Annotated in this window: 17 protein-coding genes and 1 pseudogene; 11 read left to right on the top strand and 7 right to left on the bottom strand. The window is 59.6% G+C overall.

The features are described 5' to 3' along the window. The first annotated feature begins 194 nt into the window (after positions 1–194). Positions 195–584: a hypothetical protein gene (locus KIP88_RS42495; protein ID WP_214494034.1), complete on the top strand. Its 390-nt coding sequence runs from the start codon at positions 195–197 to the stop codon at positions 582–584. A gap of 109 nt (positions 585–693) precedes the next feature. Here the strand turns inward: KIP88_RS42495 and KIP88_RS48350 are convergent, their stop codons facing one another. From KIP88_RS48350 to traA, 6 genes are all read right to left on the bottom strand, one after another. Next, a complete protein-coding gene (locus tag KIP88_RS48350) occupies positions 694–858 on the bottom strand; it encodes a hypothetical protein (protein WP_214494033.1) in 165 nt (54 codons plus the stop codon). A 48-nt stretch (positions 859–906) separates the two neighbouring features. After that, positions 907–1,278 (bottom strand): hypothetical protein, encoded by a 372-nt coding sequence (locus KIP88_RS42485; RefSeq protein WP_308163778.1) that lies wholly within the window; start codon positions 1,276–1,278, stop codon positions 907–909. Further along, positions 1,247–1,480: a hypothetical protein gene (locus tag KIP88_RS48345; protein ID WP_308163777.1), complete on the bottom strand. Its 234-nt coding sequence runs from the start codon at positions 1,478–1,480 to the stop codon at positions 1,247–1,249. Before KIP88_RS48345 ends, KIP88_RS42485 begins: the two co-directional genes overlap by 32 nt. 838 nt (positions 1,481–2,318) lie before the next feature. Continuing rightward, complete coding sequence (locus KIP88_RS42480) at positions 2,319–2,597, bottom strand: helix-turn-helix domain-containing protein (RefSeq protein WP_308163776.1); 279 nt, start codon at positions 2,595–2,597, stop codon at positions 2,319–2,321. A gap of 644 nt (positions 2,598–3,241) precedes the next feature. Then, on the bottom strand, positions 3,242–3,454 hold the full coding sequence (locus KIP88_RS42475) for an AlpA family transcriptional regulator (RefSeq protein ID WP_214494032.1): 213 nt from the start codon (positions 3,452–3,454) through the stop codon (positions 3,242–3,244). 128 nt (positions 3,455–3,582) lie between these two features. Continuing rightward, a complete protein-coding gene (gene traA / locus KIP88_RS42470; protein WP_214494031.1) occupies positions 3,583–6,537 on the bottom strand; it encodes a Ti-type conjugative transfer relaxase TraA in 2,955 nt (984 codons plus the stop codon). Positions 6,538–6,708: 171 nt separating this feature from the next. Here traA and KIP88_RS42465 point away from each other — a divergent pair, with 171 nt between their 5' ends. From KIP88_RS42465 to KIP88_RS42450, 4 genes are all read left to right on the top strand, one after another. Next, a complete protein-coding gene (locus KIP88_RS42465) occupies positions 6,709–7,035 on the top strand; it encodes a conjugal transfer protein TraD (protein ID WP_214494030.1) in 327 nt (108 codons plus the stop codon). 1 nt (position 7,036) lies between these two features. Beyond that, positions 7,037–7,303, top strand: a complete 267-nt coding sequence (locus KIP88_RS42460; protein WP_214494029.1) for a conjugal transfer protein TraD — start codon at positions 7,037–7,039, stop codon at positions 7,301–7,303. A 2,364-nt stretch (positions 7,304–9,667) separates the two neighbouring features. Further along, entirely contained in the window at positions 9,668–10,732 is a 1,065-nt protein-coding gene (locus tag KIP88_RS42455) for a hypothetical protein (protein ID WP_214494028.1), read from the top strand. Then, the gene (locus KIP88_RS42450) at positions 10,729–13,758 is read left to right on the top strand and encodes a response regulator (protein WP_374226592.1); all 3,030 of its coding nucleotides are present in this window, start codon (positions 10,729–10,731) and stop codon (positions 13,756–13,758) included. Before KIP88_RS42455 ends, KIP88_RS42450 begins: the two co-directional genes overlap by 4 nt. Before the next feature lie 729 nt (positions 13,759–14,487). On the opposite strand, the gene KIP88_RS42445 is transcribed toward KIP88_RS42450, so the two are convergent. After that, on the bottom strand, positions 14,488–15,798 hold the full coding sequence (locus KIP88_RS42445) for an NAD(P)/FAD-dependent oxidoreductase (RefSeq protein ID WP_249791443.1): 1,311 nt from the start codon (positions 15,796–15,798) through the stop codon (positions 14,488–14,490). On the opposite strand from KIP88_RS42445, the gene KIP88_RS42440 reads away from it, so the two are divergent. The 6 genes and pseudogenes from KIP88_RS42440 to KIP88_RS42415 form a co-directional block, all read left to right on the top strand. Next, positions 15,767–16,354 (top strand): TetR/AcrR family transcriptional regulator, encoded by a 588-nt coding sequence (locus KIP88_RS42440; RefSeq protein ID WP_214494027.1) that lies wholly within the window; start codon positions 15,767–15,769, stop codon positions 16,352–16,354. The two genes, KIP88_RS42445 and KIP88_RS42440, sit on opposite strands and share 32 nt — an antisense overlap. A gap of 321 nt (positions 16,355–16,675) precedes the next feature. Beyond that, positions 16,676–19,108: an EAL domain-containing protein gene (locus KIP88_RS42435; RefSeq protein WP_214494026.1), complete on the top strand. Its 2,433-nt coding sequence runs from the start codon at positions 16,676–16,678 to the stop codon at positions 19,106–19,108. A gap of 1,272 nt (positions 19,109–20,380) precedes the next feature. Next, the gene (locus KIP88_RS42430; RefSeq protein WP_214494025.1) at positions 20,381–20,800 is read left to right on the top strand and encodes a hypothetical protein; all 420 of its coding nucleotides are present in this window, start codon (positions 20,381–20,383) and stop codon (positions 20,798–20,800) included. Between the two features lie 503 nt (positions 20,801–21,303). Then, positions 21,304–21,517, top strand: a pseudogene (locus tag KIP88_RS48800) (PAS domain S-box protein); the annotation flags it as partial. After that, a complete protein-coding gene (locus tag KIP88_RS48335) occupies positions 21,491–21,967 on the top strand; it encodes a hypothetical protein (RefSeq protein ID WP_214494023.1) in 477 nt (158 codons plus the stop codon). The pseudogene KIP88_RS48800 and the gene KIP88_RS48335, both read left to right, overlap by 27 nt. 305 nt (positions 21,968–22,272) lie before the next feature. Then, on the top strand, positions 22,273–22,539 hold a 267-nt coding region (locus tag KIP88_RS42415; protein WP_214494022.1), incomplete at its 3' end, for a hypothetical protein.

Here is a 22,539-nt window from a genome sequence, read left to right as displayed (position 1 = left end):
AAGCGCTAAGACGCTGAACCCGAAATTGGCCCATTTGAGACATGCCGACGCACGGTAACGATGTCTGTTTATAGGGGTAGACCGGAAGTCATCGGTACGCGGACAAACCGACGCGATTGACCCAACCCCGACATTGCATTGCACACACAGAGGCCACACCATGCTAAGCTAGATGGAGCGATTGGAGGCCGGGGATGAAGTGCCTGCGCATATATGCAACGCCTGACGGGGAGTCCCATTTTGGAGAAGTCGATATCGCGATGACGATGACGCCGGCGTTTCCCAACGTAGCGCCGTTTGAACTTTCGGCTTACTACCCAGCGTCACGCATCCGTTTTGCTCACATCCCCGCCGGGGTGCGCGAAGCGGGCTTTCACACGCCGCCGGATCGACTCCTCGCCATATGGCTGGATGGCCACGTGGAATTTGAAACGAGCGATGGAGAGGTGAGAAGCCTTCCGGCGGGAAAAGCTGTTCTCGTCGAGGATACGCACGGGAAAGGACACATCTCGCGCCACCCCGAGGAAGGACAGAACGTTATCACAGTCATACTGCCGAGCGGCCTTGGCGCACCACTTGATTAGTCGGCTTCTGGCACATCGCGTCATTTCGCTGCGCTGCGGAATTTGGTCGCTATCCGGGCATAGCGGACTTTGGCAAGCCGTCCGCCCGGCAGATTTATAGTTTCACGGCCTAGATTGCTCGAATGCTGCGAGTGCGGACGGCCGGCTTGGTAGTCTGGGTGGTGCCGACCAGACGCTTGGTGGTCTCCTTCTTGCGAGTGATCGCGCCCGACGCTTCCTTCATGTAATCGGGATGGTGGTGACCGTAGGTGTCGATCAGAACCTTCACCGACATGCCGAGGTAGCCGGCCGCCTCCCACGGGCCAGTTCCCAGCTGCCTTAACTAGGTCGCCGCCGTGTGGCGTAGCGTGTGCTGCGTGACGTTGCCGACGATGGCCTTGCCGCCATCCCCGACCGACACGTTCTGCACCGTGACGGCCGGCCCGCCGTTGTTGCGATAGCGGTTGAGCGCCTCGATCTGAGCCGGAAACGTGCGGGCCAGCCTGCCCAATGCGCGCCCGGCACTGTCTTGCCGAGCGATGTCGTCCGCGTTGGCGAGGTGATAGGCGCATCGCATCGCCATCACGTGAACGGACACCATCTGCGCCACCAGCATGGCCTCGACGGAATCCCTGGGCTCGATGCTCTTCATTATCGAAATCATGAAGGAGAGGTTGACCGCGTCAGGCTTCTCCCTGTTCACGCTGGCTTTCACCAGGTTGTCTCAGGATGCCATGCATCGCATCGCGATCGGCGACCCCCAATGTATCAGCCATGTGCTTTTCGCCAAGCTCCGGATCTGGATGGTCGATGGAGAATCCGTCTGGCAAGAGCTTTATCCGCGGGGCTGCGGCAGCCTTGGTTTGGCGGGTTGCAGCTATTGGCGTTGTCTTGTTGAGGTCTGGAACTGTGTTCACGTCGATGTCTCCTCGGGCACGCGGATGGCAAGCGCGCGCGGTACGGCAACGGGCAAGCGATCATTCGCTGTGGCGAGCCGGTGCAATTTCAACTGTCGGGATTTTTGGCCTGTAATCGCGCCGAGAGCCCGATGGGCAGCGCCATGGGCGATTTTACAAATTGCGCGATGGTGGAATAGTGGCGCTGATTTGCCCGACGTGTCAAAATGTTTTCACGGGTAAAGCATCCGTGCCAGCGTCCCCCTGTTACTTTGCATGGGGTTGTTTTCGATATTTTGGTTGGGAGCAGGGTGGCTTGCCGAGCCGTAGCTCGCGGCAGCGCGGCCCGCCTTCGCCGTTGGCTTCGGCGCGGCAGCCTTCGCCCGTAGTTTCCAGTCCGTCTTCGCGTTCGCTGCGCTCAAGCTACGCCGGACACCACGCTTCGCCCTTCGTGTTACGCGTGGCTGCGCCACGTGTAACACGAAGGGCGAAGCGTGGTGGGCCCGGCAGCGGCCATATAAGGCAGCTTTTCCTGAAGGATTTCGTGGTCTTATCGAGAGGTTGAATCGGCGAGTACCAACAAAAATACCAACAAAATTGCCAAGAGGAAGAAGGTCGGTCTGCCGCCCCTACATGCAGTCATCGGCTGCGCTTCGGTCAAACTATCAAGGTAGCTTGATGGCTATCAGTCGGAAAAATATTTTGGAAGTTGATCCGGGTACGCGCAGTCCGATGGCTGACGGTGCGTTGAACCAATTGATTACTCGGCGAGGGCTTGATCGAGATCGGATTCGCCTATCACGACGGCGACGTAGCCGTTCTCAAAGTGGGTGGAATACTTCTTCAAGAGCCTGGAAGATCAATCTTGCACCTGGCGAGGCTTTTGATCGACCCGGCTCTCGTCCGTTTCGCTCAGCTGGCGGAGCCGTGTCAGAAACGCGGCAAGGTCGGCAGCGTAAAATAACGTCTTCTTGCCGAACTTGACGCGCTTGAGGTCACCCCGCTTGACCGCTGCGTACAGTGCAGTGCGACCGATGCTGAGCAACTCAAGTGTCTCGTCGACCGCGTACGCAACCTTCGTAAAACCGAGGGCCGAAGGGTCGATCGGATCAACTTCGGTGCTCTTATCGTTGTCCACACTCGACGCTGCCTTGTTCGTCGAAACGTGTTCATAGGATTTGCGAGGGTGAGCCATCGTACGCATTGTGTCACGCGTCTTCGCGTAAATGAACAGCCCGAGTCTGCGCCGTGCTACGCTATGGCGTCCCCTCAGTGGGTGGCGAGACTGTCCTGTTTGGCACCTCAAAGTCGGTCAGCCGGTCGGACCGGGCGCGATGCCAACCGCCTTGCCGATGACGCGCACGATCTCCGCGATGGCAATAACGGCTTCGGCAAACTCGCGGCGGGTGAGTTCCGATGAGCTTCGACGCTGGGCGGTCGAGCTAATTGGTTTTCTGTGTATAGGCGCATGGTGTCGACGGCGATCTCCGGCGTCATCATGCGCTCGCGTAGCCCGGTCAGCACGCGGCTTTCAGCAGCCTTGCGGTCCACGTCGCGGGCGTTGTCGCAGCAGTGGCCAAGCACATGGTTGGTGCAGCAAAGCGGTCCGGATTGGAAGCGCGACCGCTCACAATCCGCCCTTGTCTGCTTGGAGAGCCCAAACCGGGGTGGCGTCAGGCCGTCAAGGCCGAAGCCGCGAAGCGGGGGCGCGATAGCGCCAGCCTTTACGGCCTGAGGCCGGTCCGGTTCACTGCTGTCAGCAGCAAGCGAGCACAGACCTCGTCACTCCGCATCTGACTCGCGCTTCGGACGCCATCCAACCGGATCAGCGACCCATCGGTTGATGTTGGATTCCTGCCATCCCGCGCCGTTGACGCTGATCCTCATCTGGGGCGGGAACGTGCCCTCGGCGATCTTGCGGTAGATGGTGGAGCGGGACAGCCCGGTTCGGGCCAGGACGGTCTTCAAACGGATGATACGGTCTGGTTCTCGCACGGCTGCCTGCCTCCTGCTGACTGTTTCTGACGGCTGCTGGGACCAGACAGGACAGGCATTCAGAGGCATGCAACAGCGTTCGGCACGGCATAGCGCGGTGACGTAGAGGTGGCGGCAAATCGGCGGGTTCAGAGTCCGATGCTGCGGCCTCTGCCCAGGTCGATACCGTGTGTGAAGGCGAGTTCGTCGCCCAGCCGGCGGCCCGAGCCGAAATTGCCGTCGATGCCGAGTTCGCGCTTACGGTTGGCGAGCAGGGATTCAAGCTGCGGATCGCGTTGCAGGCTTTTGGCCATGTCGCCCATCGCCGAGCGCGTCGCCTTGTAGCCCGACATGTCACCCGCCTGATACTGACGCTGGCTGGCTCGGTCGAGCGTCTGCCAACGTTCCACGAAGCGGTCGGCGCGGCGGCTCGGATCGGTCCGCAACTCGGTTTCGAGCTGAAGTGCGCGGATGACGCGGTTGACCTGGCCGCCAACCGCCTCGCGGACAAGTTCCGGCTTCTTCTTGTAGGCGGCTTCGGCGTCGTGCGAGCCATTGGGCCGCACCTCCTCGAAGACCTTGCGGGCCTCCTGCAGTTCCTTCACCTGCTCCGGGCTGGCCTTACCGCCCCGCTCCTGCATATCGAAGATCGCATCCACGGCTCGGGCATGGCGGACCAGGGCCTTGGTGCGGGCCTTACGCAGCGCCGCTTCCGGGTCGTTCGCCACCTTCCTTTCCGGAGCTTCCCGTTCCGGCCTCCGCGCGCCGTCTGGGCCAGGCGCGGCTTCGGCAGACGGTCGCAGGCCGTCGAACATGTTGCTCACCTTCTCCCGCACGACCTTGCGCACGATCTCGGCGACGCGCTCGCGGAAGGTAATCCCGCGCCGCTCGGCATAATCCTGCGCCGGATCGGCGCGCTCGTAATCCGACGCCATGTCCTTGGACCGGTCGCGCGACAAGGTGCGGGTGAGCCGATCCTGACTGGCAAAATCATCGCGGCCGTAATGCAGGTCGACGCCGTCACGATGGCGCGAAAGGGCGACATAGCTGCCGTGGGCGTCCATCCCCGGTGTCGCCAGAACATGGGCACGATCCACCGTCATGCCCTGCGCCTTGTGAATGGTCGCGGCATAGCCGTGGTCGATCTTGTTGTAGTCCTTCAGGTCGAACGAGATATTCCGCCCGTCATCGGTGCGTACCGACATGGATTGCGCGCTGACCTGTTCGATGGTCCCGTGCGTGCCGTTCCTGACCCCAAGTCCGCGTTCGTTCTGCAGGAACATGACGCGATCTCCGCTGGCGAAGCTGCGTGCGCCGCGCTCGACCGTCAGGCGAACGTCCTCGCCGAGATCGCCGGCGGTCCGCATCCGCTCGCGCGCGGCCTCGTTTAAGGCGCGCACCTCGTCGTTGGTGTGGGTGAGGATGATGCGGCTGCGGTCTGGCGCGGCCTGCCGGTCACGGTCCCAGCCGTCAATCAGATCGTCGCGCGCCTGCTCGCGTGTTTGCGTCACATGCACCATGCCATGGGCGTCATAGGCATGGATCGCTTCGCCGGTCCTGCCGGTCGCCAGACCGCGCGTGGCATCGCGCTGCCAGTCCTCGCGCTGACGGCGAACCTCGCCGATTTCGACGCCGCCATGACGCTCATGGATGGAGCGGAAGGCCGCACCGGCTTCGATGGATTGCAACTGCCTGATATCGCCGACCAGCACGACCTTCGCACCAACTTCTGCGGCATGCGACAGCACGCGCTCCAACTGGCGCGTGCCGACCATGCCCGCCTCGTCGATCACCAGAAAGTCGCGGGCGGTCAGCAGGTCGCGGCCCTGTCCCCAGCCATGTTCCATGCTGGCGATGGTGCGGGAAGCAATGCCCGATCCGCTTTCGAGATTTTCCGCAGCGATCCCGGACAGAGCGACACCGCGAACCTCATAACCCGCCGCCTCCCATGCCCCCCGCGCCACGCCCAGCATGGCGCTCTTGCCGGTCCCGGCATAGCCGACCACGATCGAAAGATCGCGTCCGTCCGTGACATGCGCCAGCGCGTCGGCCTGCTCGCTGGACAGGACAAGGCCGCACCCTTCGGCATGTGCCAAAGCGGCCTGGCGGTGTCTGTCATTGATCTCATGGCGTTCCCGCTCGGCCATCAATGCCGCTGCGCGGTGCAGGCGTTGTTCTGTCTCGATCATCTGGCGGGTGGTGAAACGGTCCTGGCCCTGTCCGTCCTTGCCGAGTTCGACCAGATCGGGCGCATTGCGCATCGCGCCCATCACCTCGTTGAACTGGTCGATTCCTTCGCTATGCTGATGCGCGAACCTCGCTATGTCGCGCCGCGTGAAGGTCGATTGCTGCTGCGTGATCGCGTCCAGCGCTACGGAAGGATCAGCGATGATGCGCTCGCCGTTGCCGCGCGCGATGTCCCGGTGCATCTCGGCGCGGTCAGCTTCGATCCCTTCACCCTTGATACGCTGCGCGGGCGCACCGATCTGGCTTTGCGGCTCCAGCGCGATGCCCTGCGCCTCAAGGCTGCGATGATCGATGCGCGCGTCGATATCGAGTTCCGCCAGACGCTCATTGGCAAGTTCGGCCCAACGCTCGCGCCAGCGCTCCACCATCTCCGTGCGGTTCCAGTCCCGCACTTTTGGGCCAAAACCGTTTTCGTGCCACGCGCGCATGGTCAGCATGACATGGGCATGGGGTTTGGGCATGCCGTCTTCGCCGATATCCCGGTGCACGTTGAGATCGGCGATCATGCCCCTGTCCACAAACTCTGACTGCACGAAGTCGCGGGCGAGTTCGATGCCCTGTGCCTCGGTCATCTCACGCGGAAGGGAGAATTCGACCTCGCGGGCAAGTTGCGCGTCCTTTCTGACCTCGGCGGCTTCCACATCGTTCCACAGCCGCTCGCGGTCGCTCCACGCCTCCGGCGCATTTTCCGGCAGCAGCACTTCGGAATGGACGACGCCGCGCTTGTCAGAAAAATCATGGCTGCGGTCGATCCGCTCGTCGCGCAACCGCGAGCCGGAGCGGTAGGCGGCTGACGCCACCGCGCTGGAGCCAGACTTGCGGCCAATGACCTTGACGTGAAGATGATAGATCGCCATCGCGATCGGATCAGTGGCACGGCAGAGCGCACGTCGGAACGACGTATAAGCGCGCCCTCCCTCGAAAAATTCTCGGGCGGGATTACACCGTCTCAAACCGTCCCGGCGACCGTACAGCATTATGCCCAGGGCTCTACTATCATCCCCTCATCAACATTGCTGGAGAACGTGATGCGTAAGCCGCGGGATTTCGACGGGGAACTGAAAGCGCTTCAGGACAAGGCGCGCGACCTCAAGAGCCGCAAGGTGCAGCAGCTCGGCGAACTGGTCATCGCCACCGGGGCAGATAGCCTTAGCGTCGATGAACTGGCAGGCGCGCTGATCGTGCTGACAGAGACCAAAGATGCTGGAAAGAAGGAGGCATGGGCCAGGCGCGGAGCCGTGTTCTTTCAGAGCCGGGCGCGGCGAACTGCACCGGCAGCTGAGCGCCACACTGGCGGCGCTCGGGCGCAACCGGGCGGCGCGCAACCGTCAACAGGCAGCAAGGGCGCGGTATGATATGCGCGCATGGCAACTCGATCGCCGCAAGCGCACGCGTCACCTGATTGAACTGGGCGGCCTCGTCGTCAAGGCTCGAGTCGTGGACCTGACCGGCGATGACCGCGCCATCATCCTCGGCGCGCTGCTCTGGATGGCAGAAAAGCTGAAAAGCAATCAAGCCGAACAGGCGCGAGCGCTCTGGGCCGCAAAGGGAAAGGAGGCATTCGCTGTGGAACGGGCGACAGATGTGCCCACGATCTCGCAGTGGCCGGAGGATCGCGCATGACCGATGGGGGGGCGCCGAGACTCCAGATATCGCAGCGCTGCCGCGCCATTGCGCTGCTTGGCGCCGACCGGAAAGCTACCCTACGACACCCGCGGCCCCTGCGCAGATCTTTGTTAGAAATTGTTGTTCAAGGGTGCGAATCGGCGCGGGGTCCCGACGCAGATCGGCGCGTTAAGCTGTTGATCCAATTTGCCGGTCCGCTTCCTCGACAGGTTGATGAACCAGGCGGATGTTTCGATCGAGGTAAAAACAACTCGAAAGCTAGCAGCGCGATGCGCGGCGATCGGAGGCGCGGTAAAGCGGGACTTCGATCTTGACAAGAGCGTGACAAAGTGGGCGCGCGGAGAAGTTCGCGAACCCCAATGAGGCACAGCTTTTCATGCCGAAGATGGAAGAAGATGCGGCGAGCTTGATCGACCAGATCGAGTGGCTGGCGCGGACGTCAAACGAGCAAAGCTAGACCGATGAAACACCCCGCTCAATCGTTGGTCGTTAGGCATTGCTTAAATGAAAACGAAAAGCCGCAGGCATTTTCGCGCTGCGGCCACCGGGTTCTCAAAATTGGCTGGTTCTGAAATAGCCGCTGCAGCCCCGGCGCTTTCAACACTGGTCTAAGTTTTCGCGGGTGTGGAGTCAGAAGTTCTGTTCCTCGTGAAGGAACACGGCGCGTGTGGCTGATCTGAAACACCAAGCTGAGCGCGTTAGGCAGTTAACTATCAACCCTGAGGCATTGCCTGACACTTCAACGGAAGGAACGACAGTGCCGAACATCAATATAATTCGCCGTGCCGTGCTTCAGCCGAAGCCGACGCCGCTCGCGACGCTGCCAGGGACGGACGATCTCGGAAGATTGCAGGACTTGCGTAAGAAATCTCACGCCACTGCGCGTTCGAGATAATTGCCTCTCGCCAGTCTTCGGAAAGCGCTGCAATTGTCGCTTGGGCCACCAAAGCTCGGGCAGTAAGGCAAAGTGAAGCGGATCCTGGTGGAGCTGCTCCGCAACTCGTTTCGATGCTGTTATCAAGTCAACGCCGCGGTATTCTCCAGATCCTTTAACACGGGTTCGGTTCGTTGCCGTATCCTTTGCAGCGCATCTCATGGCGACGCGCCTTCGTTCTTCGATTGCGCACCTCTTAGCCTGTGCGCGGTTGTGCTCGATCCAAATCTGTTTCAAGACCGTGCTGTCTGATCATCTGTTGCTCCGCCATGGTACATGGCCGGGTATAAATTCATGGGAATGCCATGCGCAGCGCAAAATGCCTGCCAATTTGAACAAAAGACCGCCCGAAGCCGGTCTCCCGTAGCTTCATCAGAAAATTTAGGGGGCCTGACGATGAGCACGATGCGCGCGGCGATGCCGCCGCAGCCCGCAAGGCCGAGGCTGATCTTGCCAGAACTTGGATCGGTGACCGCAAGCTTTTGCAGATTTCAAATCTCTAAAGAACGCTCGCATCGGTGTCTTGGTCTAGACGGAGTAGTTCCCACTCTTGACCCTCTGCGTTTCCGGAAGGTGTATCGCTCATACGGTTGCTTAATTGGCATGCTTCGCAAGCGCGGCCGCGGCCAACTGCCATCTCCACGTTTTGTCCGTCTCGGATCGTCTTGCCTGATTGCCGGTGCTCTCGGACGTAATGCGCCAGGCAGGCTTCTGTTATATCGTGCCTTTCTTTCCAAATCCTCGGACTACAATCGTATCAGCCCACGCGACTGAGTGCAGTTGTCGAGATGCCATTCCTGCAGATTCATCGGCAAACGGCACTTGTACGAAGACGCAGAACGGAAGCCACTCCCTGCGGAGCCTTGAAGTCCCTCAACTGAGAAACTGCGATGAAAGCGCTGGGTAAGCGGCTTAACTTCTTGACGTTGGGTGTGGTCTGCCTGCTAGCGCGTTCAGTGATAAAGCCTGAACGAGGTCAAAGCTGTGGCGAATGAAGCCCTTACAAAGTGAGCGAGCTCTACTTAGGACCAAACGGAAATGTGAGCGTGACACCTCGGCCCCAACGCCCCAACCGACTCGTTGCTGATTCAGAGTGATTTGAAATGCAACGGCCAACCGGTGAAAGGTCAGCCGCTGGCGGACGCAGCCTGTAGCTAGCGCACCACCAATGCTAGCCCCCGCCTCACACCCCATAAAAAATGGCTAATTCTCGCTGCCGGATCTCGAGATCACCGCGACGACCGTGAAATTAGTAGGCGTCCTAATCTGGGGCTCGCCGTTGCATGCCCCAATTTGCCCGCCTCCCAGCTGATAAGCCGCGTTCAGACGATATAGGAACAATCGAGCGCGCCTTGCGTTATCGGTCGTTTTGCGTGCAACATTGCTAGTTTGTTCGCTAATTTAGCCTCATCCTGATCGGGGGAAGGATGCCGCAGTACGAAAAATATACGACCACCGTGGTCGGAGCTCATAGTGTCCCACGCTGGTATGAGGCCATGGATCGCCTCGTGAAGGCGGACCAGCTCGCTCCGGGGGACTTTGCGGACGCCCAATTGCGGGCATCCCAAGCTGCTATTCTGGAGCAAGAGATCGCCGGGATCGATGTCATTACCGGTGGTGAAATGCATCGGCGTACCCATAATCGTCACTCTCCGCCGAACGCGATGCTCAACCATTTTTGGCAAAAGATTCCGTCCTTCCAGGGGGAGACCAAGCCGAAGCCGATCACCCCGTACGACCCCAATGTCTTTCATCCTGCCGCGATCTGCCGGGGCCCTATCCAGGATTCTATCGATCTTGGCCTAGTGGACGAATTTCTGGCCACTTCCAGCTTCACCCGCAAGCCGGTGAAAATCACGATGACCGGTCCTCATCTTTTGGCGGCCGTCGCCTATGACGAGTACTACGGTGACGTTCAGAAGATGATGATCGATTTCGGAAAGCTGCTGCGCCAAAATTTCAGAAAGCTAGCGGCTGCAGGGTGCAAGCATCTCCAGATCGATGAGCCCTATTTCACCGCTTCCAGCGAGGAGGAGGTCGGTGCGGCCGTAGACGTGATAAACGACGTTATCGCAGGTCTGCCTGACGACATTCACATTTCCGTTCATATCTGTCAGGGCAACTACGCGGTCGGCCCGGACTACGATGGTCAAATCGGACACCGCTATTTCGATGTGGGGCGCTACAAGGCAGACCTGATTTGCAAGATAGACTCCGACGTTTACATGGTCGAGCACGACATGGTGCCGCACTACAAAGGTTTCCTCGGAAACAAGCAACTCGCCGTCGGGGCAGTGGACGTGCAGGCACCGAATGTCGAAACCGGTCAGCAAGTCGCCGACCGAATCAAGGCCCACAACTGGCTTGCGCCTGAGCAGACGCTGATCACGAGCACCTGCGGTTTCAACCATCTCGCTCGGCATATTGCCCTCGGCAAGCTTCGCGCGATGCGTGAGGCGCAGACCATACTCCGCGGGAATGTCGACGCGTGACGGAAAACAGCAAAACTAGCGAACTGCAGCGCCGGGTCCGCGCTTCTGAGGAACGGCTCAGACTAGGTGAGACCGCCGGCGGTATCGCGACGTTCGAGCTGGACCTAACTACGGGAAAGTGGAATTGGAGCGATCAGGCTGCATCCGTTTTTGGCTTCGCGGCGGATCAGAAAGACGAAGCCTTAGATCGTTGGCAAAAGGCCATATTTTTCGACGACGCACCCAAGATAAGTACGGCAATGGAAGCAGCCGCCCAAACCGGCGAATTCTATGTTGAATTCCGGATCACTGCGGGGAGCGGCTTGCGCTGGATAGTAGCGAGGGGCGAGATTGCCTCCGCGCACCGATCCGCCAGTCGCGTGGTCCGCGGCGCCATCTACAACATCACCGAGCGAAAGGCACTTGAAGCGCGATTGCTTGCTCTCAATGAGACGCTGGAAGCGCGTGTCCTGGAAGCCCGCGAGGAGGGCCATGCGCTCGATACGCTCAATCGCATCGGAATTGCCGTAGCGGCTGAGCATGATTTGCAGCGTCTGGTCCAGATGGTCACCGATGCGGGCGTTGAGCTGACCCACGCTGCCTTCGGTGCATTCTTCTACAATGTTATCAACGAAAAGGGTGAAGCCTACACTCTGTATACGCTCTCCGGCGTGCCCGGTGAGGCGTTCGATAAGTTTCCGATGCCACGCAACACGGCCATTTTCGAGCCGACGTTTCGCGGCACTGGAACGGTGCGATCCGCTGACATTCTTGCCGATCCTCGTTACGGGCACAATCCGCCATACAACGGAATGCCAAAGGGCCACTTGCCCGTGCGAAGCTACCTCGCCGTGCCGGTCACGTCGCGATCCGGCGAGGTCCTCGGCGGACTATTTTTCGGCCATTCGCAATCGGGTGTTTTCACCGCCCGCGCCGAACGTCTAATAAACGGGCTGGCTGCACAAGCGGCGGTTGCGATCGATAACGCGCGGCTACACGCCGCGAGTCAGCGCGAGATCGCTGCAAGGTCGATTGCGGAAGAGGAGCTGCAACGCCTAAATCTAACGCTGGAACGGCGAATTGAAGAGCGGGCCGCAGAGTTGGCCGCCAGCGCCGCGAAACTGGAAGATACCGAGCGACGGTTCAGGCTGCTGGTGGAAGGCGTCACGGATTACGCAATTTTTATGCTCGATCCTGGCGGTCACATCATTAACTGGAATCCAGGTGCTGAACGGACCAAGGGATACAAGCGCGAGGAAATCCTCGGACGTCATTTCTCGACCTTCTACACCGAGGAGGATAGAGCTGCAGGGATTCCAGCCAAGGCTCTGTCGATCGCCGCCGAAACCGGCAAATTTGAGGCTGAGGGTTGGCGCGTTCGCAAGGACGAGAGCCGGTTCTGGGCAAACGTCGTGATCAACGCGATCAGAGATGCCAAGGGCGAGATATTGGGATTTGCCAAGATCACGCGCGACCTCACGGAACGCCGCGCAGCAGATGAACGAGCCAAACAGGCGCAGAAAATGGAAGCGGTCGGACAGCTGACCGGCGGCGTCGCTCATGATTTCAACAATCTCCTTACGATCATCATCGGTAATTTGGAAACGCTGCAGCGAAGCTTGGATCGTGAGGCGATTGATGTCGATCGACTCCGGCGCTCAACTGCCAATGCGATGAAAGGCGCCAGGCGGGCAGAGACGCTGACGCAACGATTGCTGGCGTTTTCGCGACAACAGCCGCTTGAACCGAAGCCCCTGGACGTCGGCAGGCTTGTTACCGGTATGACGGACATGCTTCGTCGCACGCTCGGTGAACAAATTACCGTGGAAACCATACTGGGTGGCGGAGCATGGCGGGCCCATGCCGATCCCAATCAGCTGGAGCTTGCAATCATCAATCTGGCAGTTAATGCCCGGGATGCTATGCCGAACAGCGGCAGACTTACCCTCGAAACGGCCAATGTCCATCTGGACGAGCGATATGCGCTCGGACAGATCGAAGTCGTGCCAGGCCAATACGTGATGCTAGCCATCACCGACAATGGAAGCGGCATGACGCCCGAGGTGAAAGCGAAAGCTTTCGATCCGTTCTTCACCACGAAGGACGTGGGACATGGGACTGGATTGGGTCTCTCGCAGGTATATGGTTTCGTCAAGCAATCCCGCGGTCACGTAAAGATCTATAGTGAAGTGGGAGAGGGGACGACGATAAAGCTGTACTTGCCGCGGGCGCATTCAACAGCAAGCATGAAGGACGAGGATAAGGAGGTGCGCTCGCTTCCTCGCGCATCACGAGCCGAAGTGGTACTGGTCGTCGAAGACGATGCTGACGTTCGCAATTATTCATGCGATACTTTGCGCGAACTCGGCTATGTCGTCCTCGAGGCCGAAAACGGTCGCCGGGGGCTCGCGCTGCTTGAGGCAAATCCGCAGACGAAGGTGTTGTTCACTGACGTCGGACTACCAGGCGGGATGAGCGGGCGCCAGCTTGCCGACGAAGCGCGGCGGCGCCGGCCAGACCTCAAGGTGTTGTTCACCACAGGCTATGCGCGTAACGCGATTGTCCACGACGGCCGGCTCGATCCGGGTGTGGAACTGATCACAAAGCCATTCTCTCAAGCTGCGCTGGCCTCTAAATTGAGGGACATTCTCGACGCTAGGCGCGTCCCAGGCCGCATTCTCCTTGTCGAGGATGAGCCCTTGATACAGATGCTTGCAACGGAATATTTGGAGGACGCCAACTTCCAGGTGGATGTCGCGGGTTCCGCGGCAGAGGCGATCAACAAGCTTGCGCTCGTGCCAGGCAACTACGACGCTGTGATCATTGATGTTGGCTTGCCCGATCGCAAAGGCGACACTCTGATCCACGAAATGAAGGCAATTTATCCTCATCTTCCGATCGTCCTCGCGACCGGCCACAATACGGGCGATCTGCGCGCCAAGTTCGAGGATCAAAGTGGGCTCGCCTTTGCGAACAAGCCCTATACCGCCGAAGAACTGGTGAATGCGTTGCGCGGATTGGGAGTTGGTCGCCGGCAAGCAGTGTAAGTTGTCGAACTGCTCAAAAGGCCAATGAAGTTGAGCCACGTTAACAACCATCGCAGCAAGACCGAGATCAGCAGGTTCTCAGGCACGTCGTCCCCGGAAGACAAGCGCTCCGGTCAAGATCAACTAGCTGCGCGGAGAGGCCCTCGTGCGACGGGAAAGCCATGAGCACAGCCGATCGTTTCGCCAGCTAGATGGATACCCAGTTTGAGACGTCCCGATATTCCGCGTGGCAAATACGTCCTCGCGACTGGAAACGTCGATGCCGCATTGGTAGAGCAGTAGAGCCGGCGAGGTGTGGGTGATCACTAAGAGTGTGCGTGGCTCGAAGCGGTCATCGAACGAAGCATGGAATAAGGCGTTGCGATGCCTGAGCTTTGCCGCGATCAGGCGTCAGGTTATGCATCGGTTCAATGCAATTACAAACACTCAGCGAGTTGCGTTGACTTCTCGTGTTTCTTTTTTGGCCTGCAAGCTCAAGCCGCCGACGCGAAAAGTTGCTTGTTCCAGCGCACTCTATCATTCCTGGTATTGCCGGACGTTCCTCGCAAATTACAATTGCGGTCTATCCGAATTCCTGTGCTCACCAAGTCTTTCAGTACCTTTAGGAGCGCCAACGCACGGGTCCACGGCGGCCATAAAATCGGGCGACTGACTGCGGACTGAAAAAGCAGGGATCGTGCTGATGGGCGCGATCCCTGAAGCCGCGTCCGCGGTCCGCAGCCTTGCTTTTCAGGCGGCGTGGCGGTACTCGTACTCCGGTAAATGTGCCAACTCGGCACGGCTCAGACCCGACAGGTTCATTTCGATCTGTCGTTTGACGACGGGGGCGAGGTTCACGAACGACAGCAGCGCGTTGCGCGCCGCGCGCTTGAAGATACTGCGGGTCGTGGCCATGTCGGTCAGCCGGCCGGCAAGGCCAAGCACTTTCGCGGCTGCCGGGCGGCGCAGGCTCTCATAGAGATCGAGCGTTGTTTCAGGCCTGTTGCGCCCGACGATGCCCGCCAGGGTCTCTCCGAGCACCACGGCATCGATCAGCCCGGTGTTCATGCCCTGACCGCCTGCCGGGCTGTGAACATGTGCTGCGTCGCCCATCAGAATCAGCCGGCCGCGCCGATAGGAATTCGCCAGACGATGGTGCAAGCGGAAGCGCGAACTCCAGAGCACGTCAAGCACTGTTGCATTGCTGGCCTGCGGTCCCCGCGAGTCGAGCACGGCTTGAATGTCGGACTTCGACAACTGCTCTGGGGCATTGTCCATAGTTGCGACAACGCGGTAGGATCCATCCGGCAACGGAGCGACCACGACGAGGCCGGCCGGCGAGAAGAACAGCGATACTTCGCTTTGCCCAAGAGGCCACTCCAGCCGGACGTCAGCCAGCACGAACGAATCTTCGTAGGTGCCGCCCTCGAACCCGATGCCGGTCGCCTGGCGTACGACGCTGTGCATGCCGTCCGCACCGACCACGTAGCGAGCCGAGATCACGTGTTCGCCATCCGGGCCGTTCACCCTGACGCGGGCGCCGGTGCCATCCTGCTCGACGCGGGTTGCTGTGACGCCACGATGAATGATGCCGCCAAGCGTCGCGATGCGAGCCGCAAGGACCTCCTCGGTCATGTCTTGCGGCAGCATGAGCAGATACGGATGCCCGGAGGGCAGCGCGTCGAAACGCAGCCGCACGAGCGCTGCGTCGCGGTCTCGGACCGTGAAGTTGCCGACCTTGAGGCCGCGTGCAACCAGCTGGTCGGTCACGCCGAGTGTCGCCAGGGAATCAAGCGTCTGCGCATGAATGACGGCGGCACGCGAGGTGTTCTGCCCCTCGCTCAGGCGATCAAGCAATAGATGGTCGACTCCCGCCTGATGGAGCGCAATAGACAGCGCCATGCCCGTTGGGCCGGCGCCAATGATCAGGATTTCGGTTTGGGTTCTCATGGCAGCCTCTTTTGTCAACGATTGTTGACTTTTAAGATGCGCGATTGAATTTGTCAACACTTGTTGGCATAACCCGTCCATGAAAGCGAAAATTGCCGTTAAATCAACCAAGTCGGACCGCACCCGGGCACAGATCCTGGCCGCGGCGCAGGCCCTGTTTGCCGAACATGGCTACCAGAACACGACGATCCGGGACGTTGCGGCGCGTGCATCAATCGATCCTGCGATGGTCATTCGCTACTTCCAGAGTAAGGACGAATTGTTCGCGCGAGCGGCGGCCATCGATCTTCGCTTGCCGGCCTTGAAAGCGAGCGATGCGGGCAGGATCGGGGATACCCTGATCCGCCATTTCCTCGAAGTGTGGGAAGGGTCAGGCAAAGGCATGGCGATCATGCTGCGTTCGGCGACGTCCAATGAATTCGCCGCCGAAAAAATGCGCGAAGTGTTTGCGAAACAGGTCGGGCCAGTGATCGCATCCGTCGGAAGCAAGTCCTCGGCGGCGCGGCGCGCCGGACTTGTCAGCAGTCAGCTCTTGGGATTGGCGCTGTGCCGCTACGTGCTCAAGCTCCCGCCCGTCGTTGCGCTCTCGCGAGAGGACATCGTCGCGCATGTCGGTCCGGTGCTGCAACGTTATGCCTTGGATGAGATGAGCGTGAACCGGCCCTAGCCTGAAACGGCTCTTCGGTCCTTGTCATGATCTTGCCGGAGAGCGAGCCCGGCGATAGCCCCCTCCGGCCTGACGCTGATTTGAGCACCACGTTTTCGACTAGCCCCTCCAAATCGCAGCGAGCTTGCGCCACCCCGATCAGGATTTCTTGTCCGTGCCGGATCGTCGGTTGTTCAATCGAAGAAAAGCGGCGGGGCAGGTCATCGAAAAATAACCACAGCGTCAACTGTGTCGGTCTTCTTCAGGATTGCGCAACGCTGGCTGCCGCAGGGTCAAGGCAAACTTTGCTTGTGGAAGATAATTCACGGGGTTATTACCCGCATGTTTACCATATACAGCTGCATCGCATACGAGCATGACCTGCGACTGGTGGTGCTGGCGGCTCTCGTATGCGCGCTCGCATCTTTCGCGGCGATCAACTTCCTCAATCACGTCCGCAAGACAACGGGCTACATGCGCGATGTCTGGTTGTGCGTCGCGGCCACCGCCAGCGGCTTCGGCATCTGGGCGACGCACTTCATCGCCATGCTAGCGTATTCGCCGGGCATCCCGAGCGGATACAACATCATCCTCACCCTGCTATCGCTCGTCGCGGCCATTCTGCTCACCGGCGTGGGTCTTTGGATCGCCTCCGGAAACAGAATGCCTGCCGGGCGCTGGATCGGTGGAGCGACCGTCGGCGGCGGCATCGCGGCGATGCACTATACCGGAATGGCAGCTTTCGAGATCGCCGGACGGATACAGTGGGATCCTGTTCTCGTTGCCGCTTCAATCGTGCTGGGGGCGGCTATCGGAGCAACTGCGCTGCCAGCCGGTTTGCGCGACGGATCGATGAAATGGAAGGCTATCGGGGCGGTGCTGCTTACGCTGGCAATCTGCAGCCATCATTTCACCGCCATGGGCGCGGTTTCGATCATTCCCGACCCAACGGTCGTGGTTTCGCAAATGGCGCTGCCGGCCGGCTGGCTCGCGCTCGGGGTCGCGCTTGCGTCGCTGACGATATTGTTCCTCGCTTGCGCTGGCCTTGCGCTCGATATCCGCGAACGCCATCGCGTCGAACTGGAAGTCGATCGCATGCGCGGCCTTGCCGATGCGTCGGCCGAGGGGTTGCTGGTCTGCTACGGAGACAAGATCGTTTCGATCAATTCAAGCCTGACGGAACTGACGGGTTATGTCCCTGACGATGTGATTGGAGAATCGCTGGCGATCTGCCTGCCCGAGGAGTCCGTCAGGCGCAAGCTGGTCGCGAGGCCACGGGAGCGGATCGAGGCCGAGTTGCGCGATATCAACGGTCAATTCATTCCCGCCGAATTCATCCTTCGCGCGATCGATTTCGCTGGTCAGCCGCATCATGCAATTGCCGTCCGCGATCTGCGTGATCGGAAGAAAGCCGAGGAACATATTCATTTCCTAGCGCACCACGACGCGCTAACGGGCTTGCCTAACCGAAACAGCTTCAACGCCCGGCTCGACCATGAAATCGAGGTGCACCAAGTCTCGGGTCAGTCATTTGCCGTGTTTTGTCTCGACCTTGATCGCTTCAAGGAAGTAAACGATCTGTTCGGTCATGCCGCCGGTGACGCACTCCTGAAGAGGGTTGCGAAATGCGTTACCGCCGTTCTCGATCGGAGCCAAATGATGGCCCGGCTCGGCGGCGATGAATTTGCCATTATCGCAACAAATCTCTCTGGTCCATCGGCGGCGGGCCGCATCGCCGAGAATATCATCGAGGCGCTGCGGATAGAAAACGAATCATCGACCACCGCCTCGTTCGTTTCCACCAGCATTGGCATAGCGATTTTCCCAAACGACGCCCCGGACGGACGGGGCCTTCTCACCCACGCTGATACAGCACTCTATCGCGCCAAAACCGATGGTCGCGGAGTTTATCGCTTCTTTGAAGCCGAGATGGGTATTGAGGTGCGAGATCGGCGCATGCTGGAGCGCGATCTTCGCAGCGCGATTGCACGCCATGAGTTTGAACTGGCCTATCAGCCGCAAGCCCGGCTCGATACGCGCGAGATCGCGGGTTTCGAGGTCTTGCTGCGGTGGCGCCATCCGCAGCGCGGTCCGGTTCCACCGGGCTTGTTCATTCCCGTCGCGGAAGAAAGTGGCGCGATACAGCAAATCGGCGAATGGGTGCTCAGGCAGGCATGCCAGGAAGCTAGCGGCTGGACCAACCCGCTCAGCGTCGCCGTGAACGTCTCGGCGATGCAACTGCACAATCCGCAGTTTACGCAGCTCGTTCACGAAATCCTTGTTCAAAGCCGGCTAAAACCGGGACGGCTTGAGCTGGAGATCACCGAAACCGCGCTGATCCGCGATTTCAATCGCGCGCTGGCGACCTTGCGTCAGCTCAAGGCGCTGGGAGTCCGGATTGCGATGGACGATTTCGGGACCGGTTACTCGTCACTGTCCAACTTGCGGGCATTCCCGTTCGACAAGATCAAGATCGATGGCTCATTCATCAAGTCGGTCGAGACCAACGAGCAGGCGGCGACCATTGTTCGGGCGGTGCTCGGCATTGGGCGCGGGCTTAAGCTGCCGGTGTTGGCGGAAGGCGTTGAGACGCGCGAGGAACTGGGTTTCTTGGGTGCCGAGCTGTGCGATCAAGTTCAGGGATATTTGGTGGGGAGGCCGGCCGATATTGCTGGTTTCCGCTACCTCACACATGCCGCGGAGAGCGCACGCGACCTCGAGTTTCCCCTACCACATGCCGGAGAGGGCGTCGCGCTGAAAGTCGTCAATCATTAATGGGATGCATGGATAGCCCGTGATGATGGCTTCCATCATGCCGTCGGCAAAATAATCCTGCTCCATATCGCGACGTACATTCTCAAATGGCAGCACCGCCTCGGGAACCGTGAGGGCGAAAGGCCCGGATGATGCGCGCGCGCCAGACCCGCATTGGGTCGGCGATATTCTTTACCTGCGGACTCGTCAATATTGATACCGATCTTGTCCGAATTTGCCGATGAGCATCGTCTGAAATGCTGACACTGCGTGGCTCTGCTCACCTTGAGCATTGACGTTCATGATCCGAAGCGGAGGTCAGCCAATCGGCAGTCCCGTTCAATAATCCAAGGCGGCCGGAGGAATATGCGAACGAGGAAGTGTGCCTGCAAGCTATCTTCGGGCCCGCTCTTGTTTGAATCCATCATCTCGGCAGCACCGCCGTCGCGGACTAACCGTGAAAGAGCAAATCGACATAGCTTGCGGTGATTAATGTCGCCGGATGGGTGGAAGGTTGGAGCCAGTCCTTCGAAATCCTAGGTATCGACGCGGGCGCGATCTGTCTCCTGGCCATTATTTCGGGAAGATCAGGCACGTCGTCGTGCCATGCGCGAGGAGTCCTGCCGTGCCGATCCGACGGCCGGCGTTCAAGACCTTTCCCTCAGCACTGATTTCGTCGGTATCAGGTGTGATCGGACGGATCAGCGAAATCTTGAAGGGTCGTTTGGCTGACCGCACAATTTGTCCGCAGAAGCACGGCTGAGGGAGACTTCGAGTCTAGACATGATCAGATGAGAGAGTGCTGTTGCCCCGCAGGCGTGCGGCACCAACGGTAATTGCTGGAAGAGCTCAACCTCCGCGAGCTCAGGAGCCTGATAACGCCCGAAGACACGCGGCCCAGCTCTACAAGAACGGGCGCTTCGCGTTCAGACGCCCTCACGATATAGGAACCATCGACCACGGTTTGCGTTATCGAACGTTTTGCGCTGCCAAAATTGCTGATTGATGAGATAGTTCGTCCTGGTTGGGGGAAGACAAAAGTATACCACCACCGTGCTCGGGGCTCACAGCGTCCCCCGCTGGTACGAGGCAATGGATCGACTGGTGAGGGGGGCAGCTTTCGCCGGGTGATTTTGCAGACGCTCAATTGCGGTCTTCCCAAGCTGCTATTTTAGCGCAAGAGATCGCGGGCATCGATTTGATTACTGGCGGCGATTTGCATCGTCGCACCCATAATCGTCACTCTACGCCAAATGCCGGGGCCCAATCCAGGATTCCATCGACCTCGGACTGGTGGACGAGTTTCTGGCCACTTCCAGCTTCACGCGCAAACCGGTGAAGATCACGATGACCGGCCCTCATCTTTTGGCGGCCGTCGCATATGACGAGTACTACGGCGGCGTTCAGAAAATGATGGTCGATTTCGGCAAGCTGCTGCACCAAAACTTCAGAAAGCTTGCGGCGGCAGGCTGCAAGCACCTCCAGATTGATGAGCCCTATTTCACCGCTTCCACCGAGGACAAGGTCGGCGCGGCCGTAGATGTGATAAATGATGTCATCGAAGGCCTGCCTGACGACATTCACATTTCGGTTCATATCTGTCAGGGCAATTACGCGGTCGGCCCGGACTACGATAGTCAAATCGGACATCGCTATTTTGATACGGGACGCTACAAGGCTGACCTGATTTGTAAGATCGACGCTGACGTTTAAATGGTCGAGCACGATATGGTGTCGCATTACAAGAGTTGTCTCGGTGACAAGGCGTCGGGCAGTGGACGTTCAGGCACCGAATGTTGAAACTGGGTCAGCTAGTGGCGGACCGGATCAGGGCTCATAACTGGCTTGAGCCAGAGCAGACGATCATCACGAGCACCTGCGGTTTCAATCATCTGCCACGGCATATCGCACTCGGCAAGCTTCGCGCGATGCGTGAGGCACAAGCCATACTTCGCGGGAACGACAAGGCGTGACAGAGATTCGCAAGGCAATATCGTAAACAGCACCGCGGATCACGGGGCTGGCGGAGTCATCCGTCGAGGCAATCTCCCCCCTCGCCACTATCCAGCGCAGACCGCTCCCACCCAGTGATTCGGAATTCAGCATAGAATTTGCCGTCTTGAATGGCTGCTTTTACTGCAGCATTTATCTTGGGTGCGTCGTCGAAGAATACGGCCTTTTGCCCATTAGACCAGACTGCGGCTTTCTCATCGGCCGCCGCCCAGACTGGCAAATTCGAAGCTGAGGGATGGCGGGTTCGCAAGGACGAGAGCAGGTTCTGGGCGTGCTTCGTGATCAACGCGATCAAAGATGCCAACGGCGAGATCGTGGGATTTGCCAAGATCACGCGAGACCTGACAGAACGCCGCGCCCGCCGATGAACGAGCGAAACAGGCCCAGAAAATGGAAGCGGTCGGACAGCTGACCGGCATAGCCTCGGATCGAGCCCCACGCTTTCGATCTAATCCGACACGAGCCGGGCATATTGGCGCGTTGTTATGTTGCGGCCGGATCGCAACGGCCGGTGAACAAGAATTCGCCGGGTCGTTTGGCAGTGGCCTTGAGATAGTCATCAACCGCCTGACGGGTCTGCTCGCTCAATTCAAATCTGACGGGACGCCCGGTTTTCTTTTGACGAACCGTTGTGCGATCCGCCGTGTATCCGCCAGCGGCGACATCCTCGACCCGGATGGCAACGACATCACAGCCCCGAAGCTGTCGATTGCCAGATTGAATATGGCCAGGTCCCGAGCGCGGCCTTCAATCTGGAGCTTCGTTCGGATCGACCAGACGTGTTTGGGTCGCAGTGGCGGCTTCGCCCCGGTCAGCTTCCCTTTGTTCCACGGCACTCGCTTGGGTGTGGTGGTCGCATTCACTTGATCCTGCATGGCCATACTCCTCGGCTCGGTTAAGAGCGAGAAGCATGTGTCAGCGGGTTGGGCATTGGAATCGGGTCGGTTTCGGGCCAAAGCGGACCCGAAGCGGACCAGAGCAGTACCGCTGACCCAACGCGTCGGGCCTTCCGCCGACGCTAACGTGTCGCAGCCACAGACATTGCAGTCGCCTTGCGGAAAGAACGGAAACGTCTGAAAATTCGTTTCAGGGGTCTCTTTGGATCCGGTTCCGTGACCCGTTGAAGTCCCGGATCCGGCAGATTTTTTCCTCCGCCCGATTTGGAGCCCATCATGGCGACATTCACGCGATCGCGAAGCCTGCTGGTTTCCGTAAGTCTTGCCGCACTCGGCGGTACGGCACTGGCGGCGCTGCTGGCCGGGAGCGGTTTTATTCTCGCGGACGCACGCGCAACCGCCGTGGATGTATCGCTGCTGCTCGCCGACGCCGATATTCCGATCTGCGGCACGCCGACGGCAACCGCCCGGCCGAACATGATGCTTCGCCTGGTACAGACGGAAGTGCCGCGCGCCGAGATGAGCGCAGCCAGCCCCGCGCCG

Source organism: Bradyrhizobium sp. SRL28, assembly GCF_018596315.1.
In the GTDB taxonomy this organism is placed as follows: Bacteria; Pseudomonadota; Alphaproteobacteria; order Rhizobiales; family Xanthobacteraceae; genus Bradyrhizobium.
This window is presented reverse-complemented; position numbering and strand designations above follow the sequence as displayed.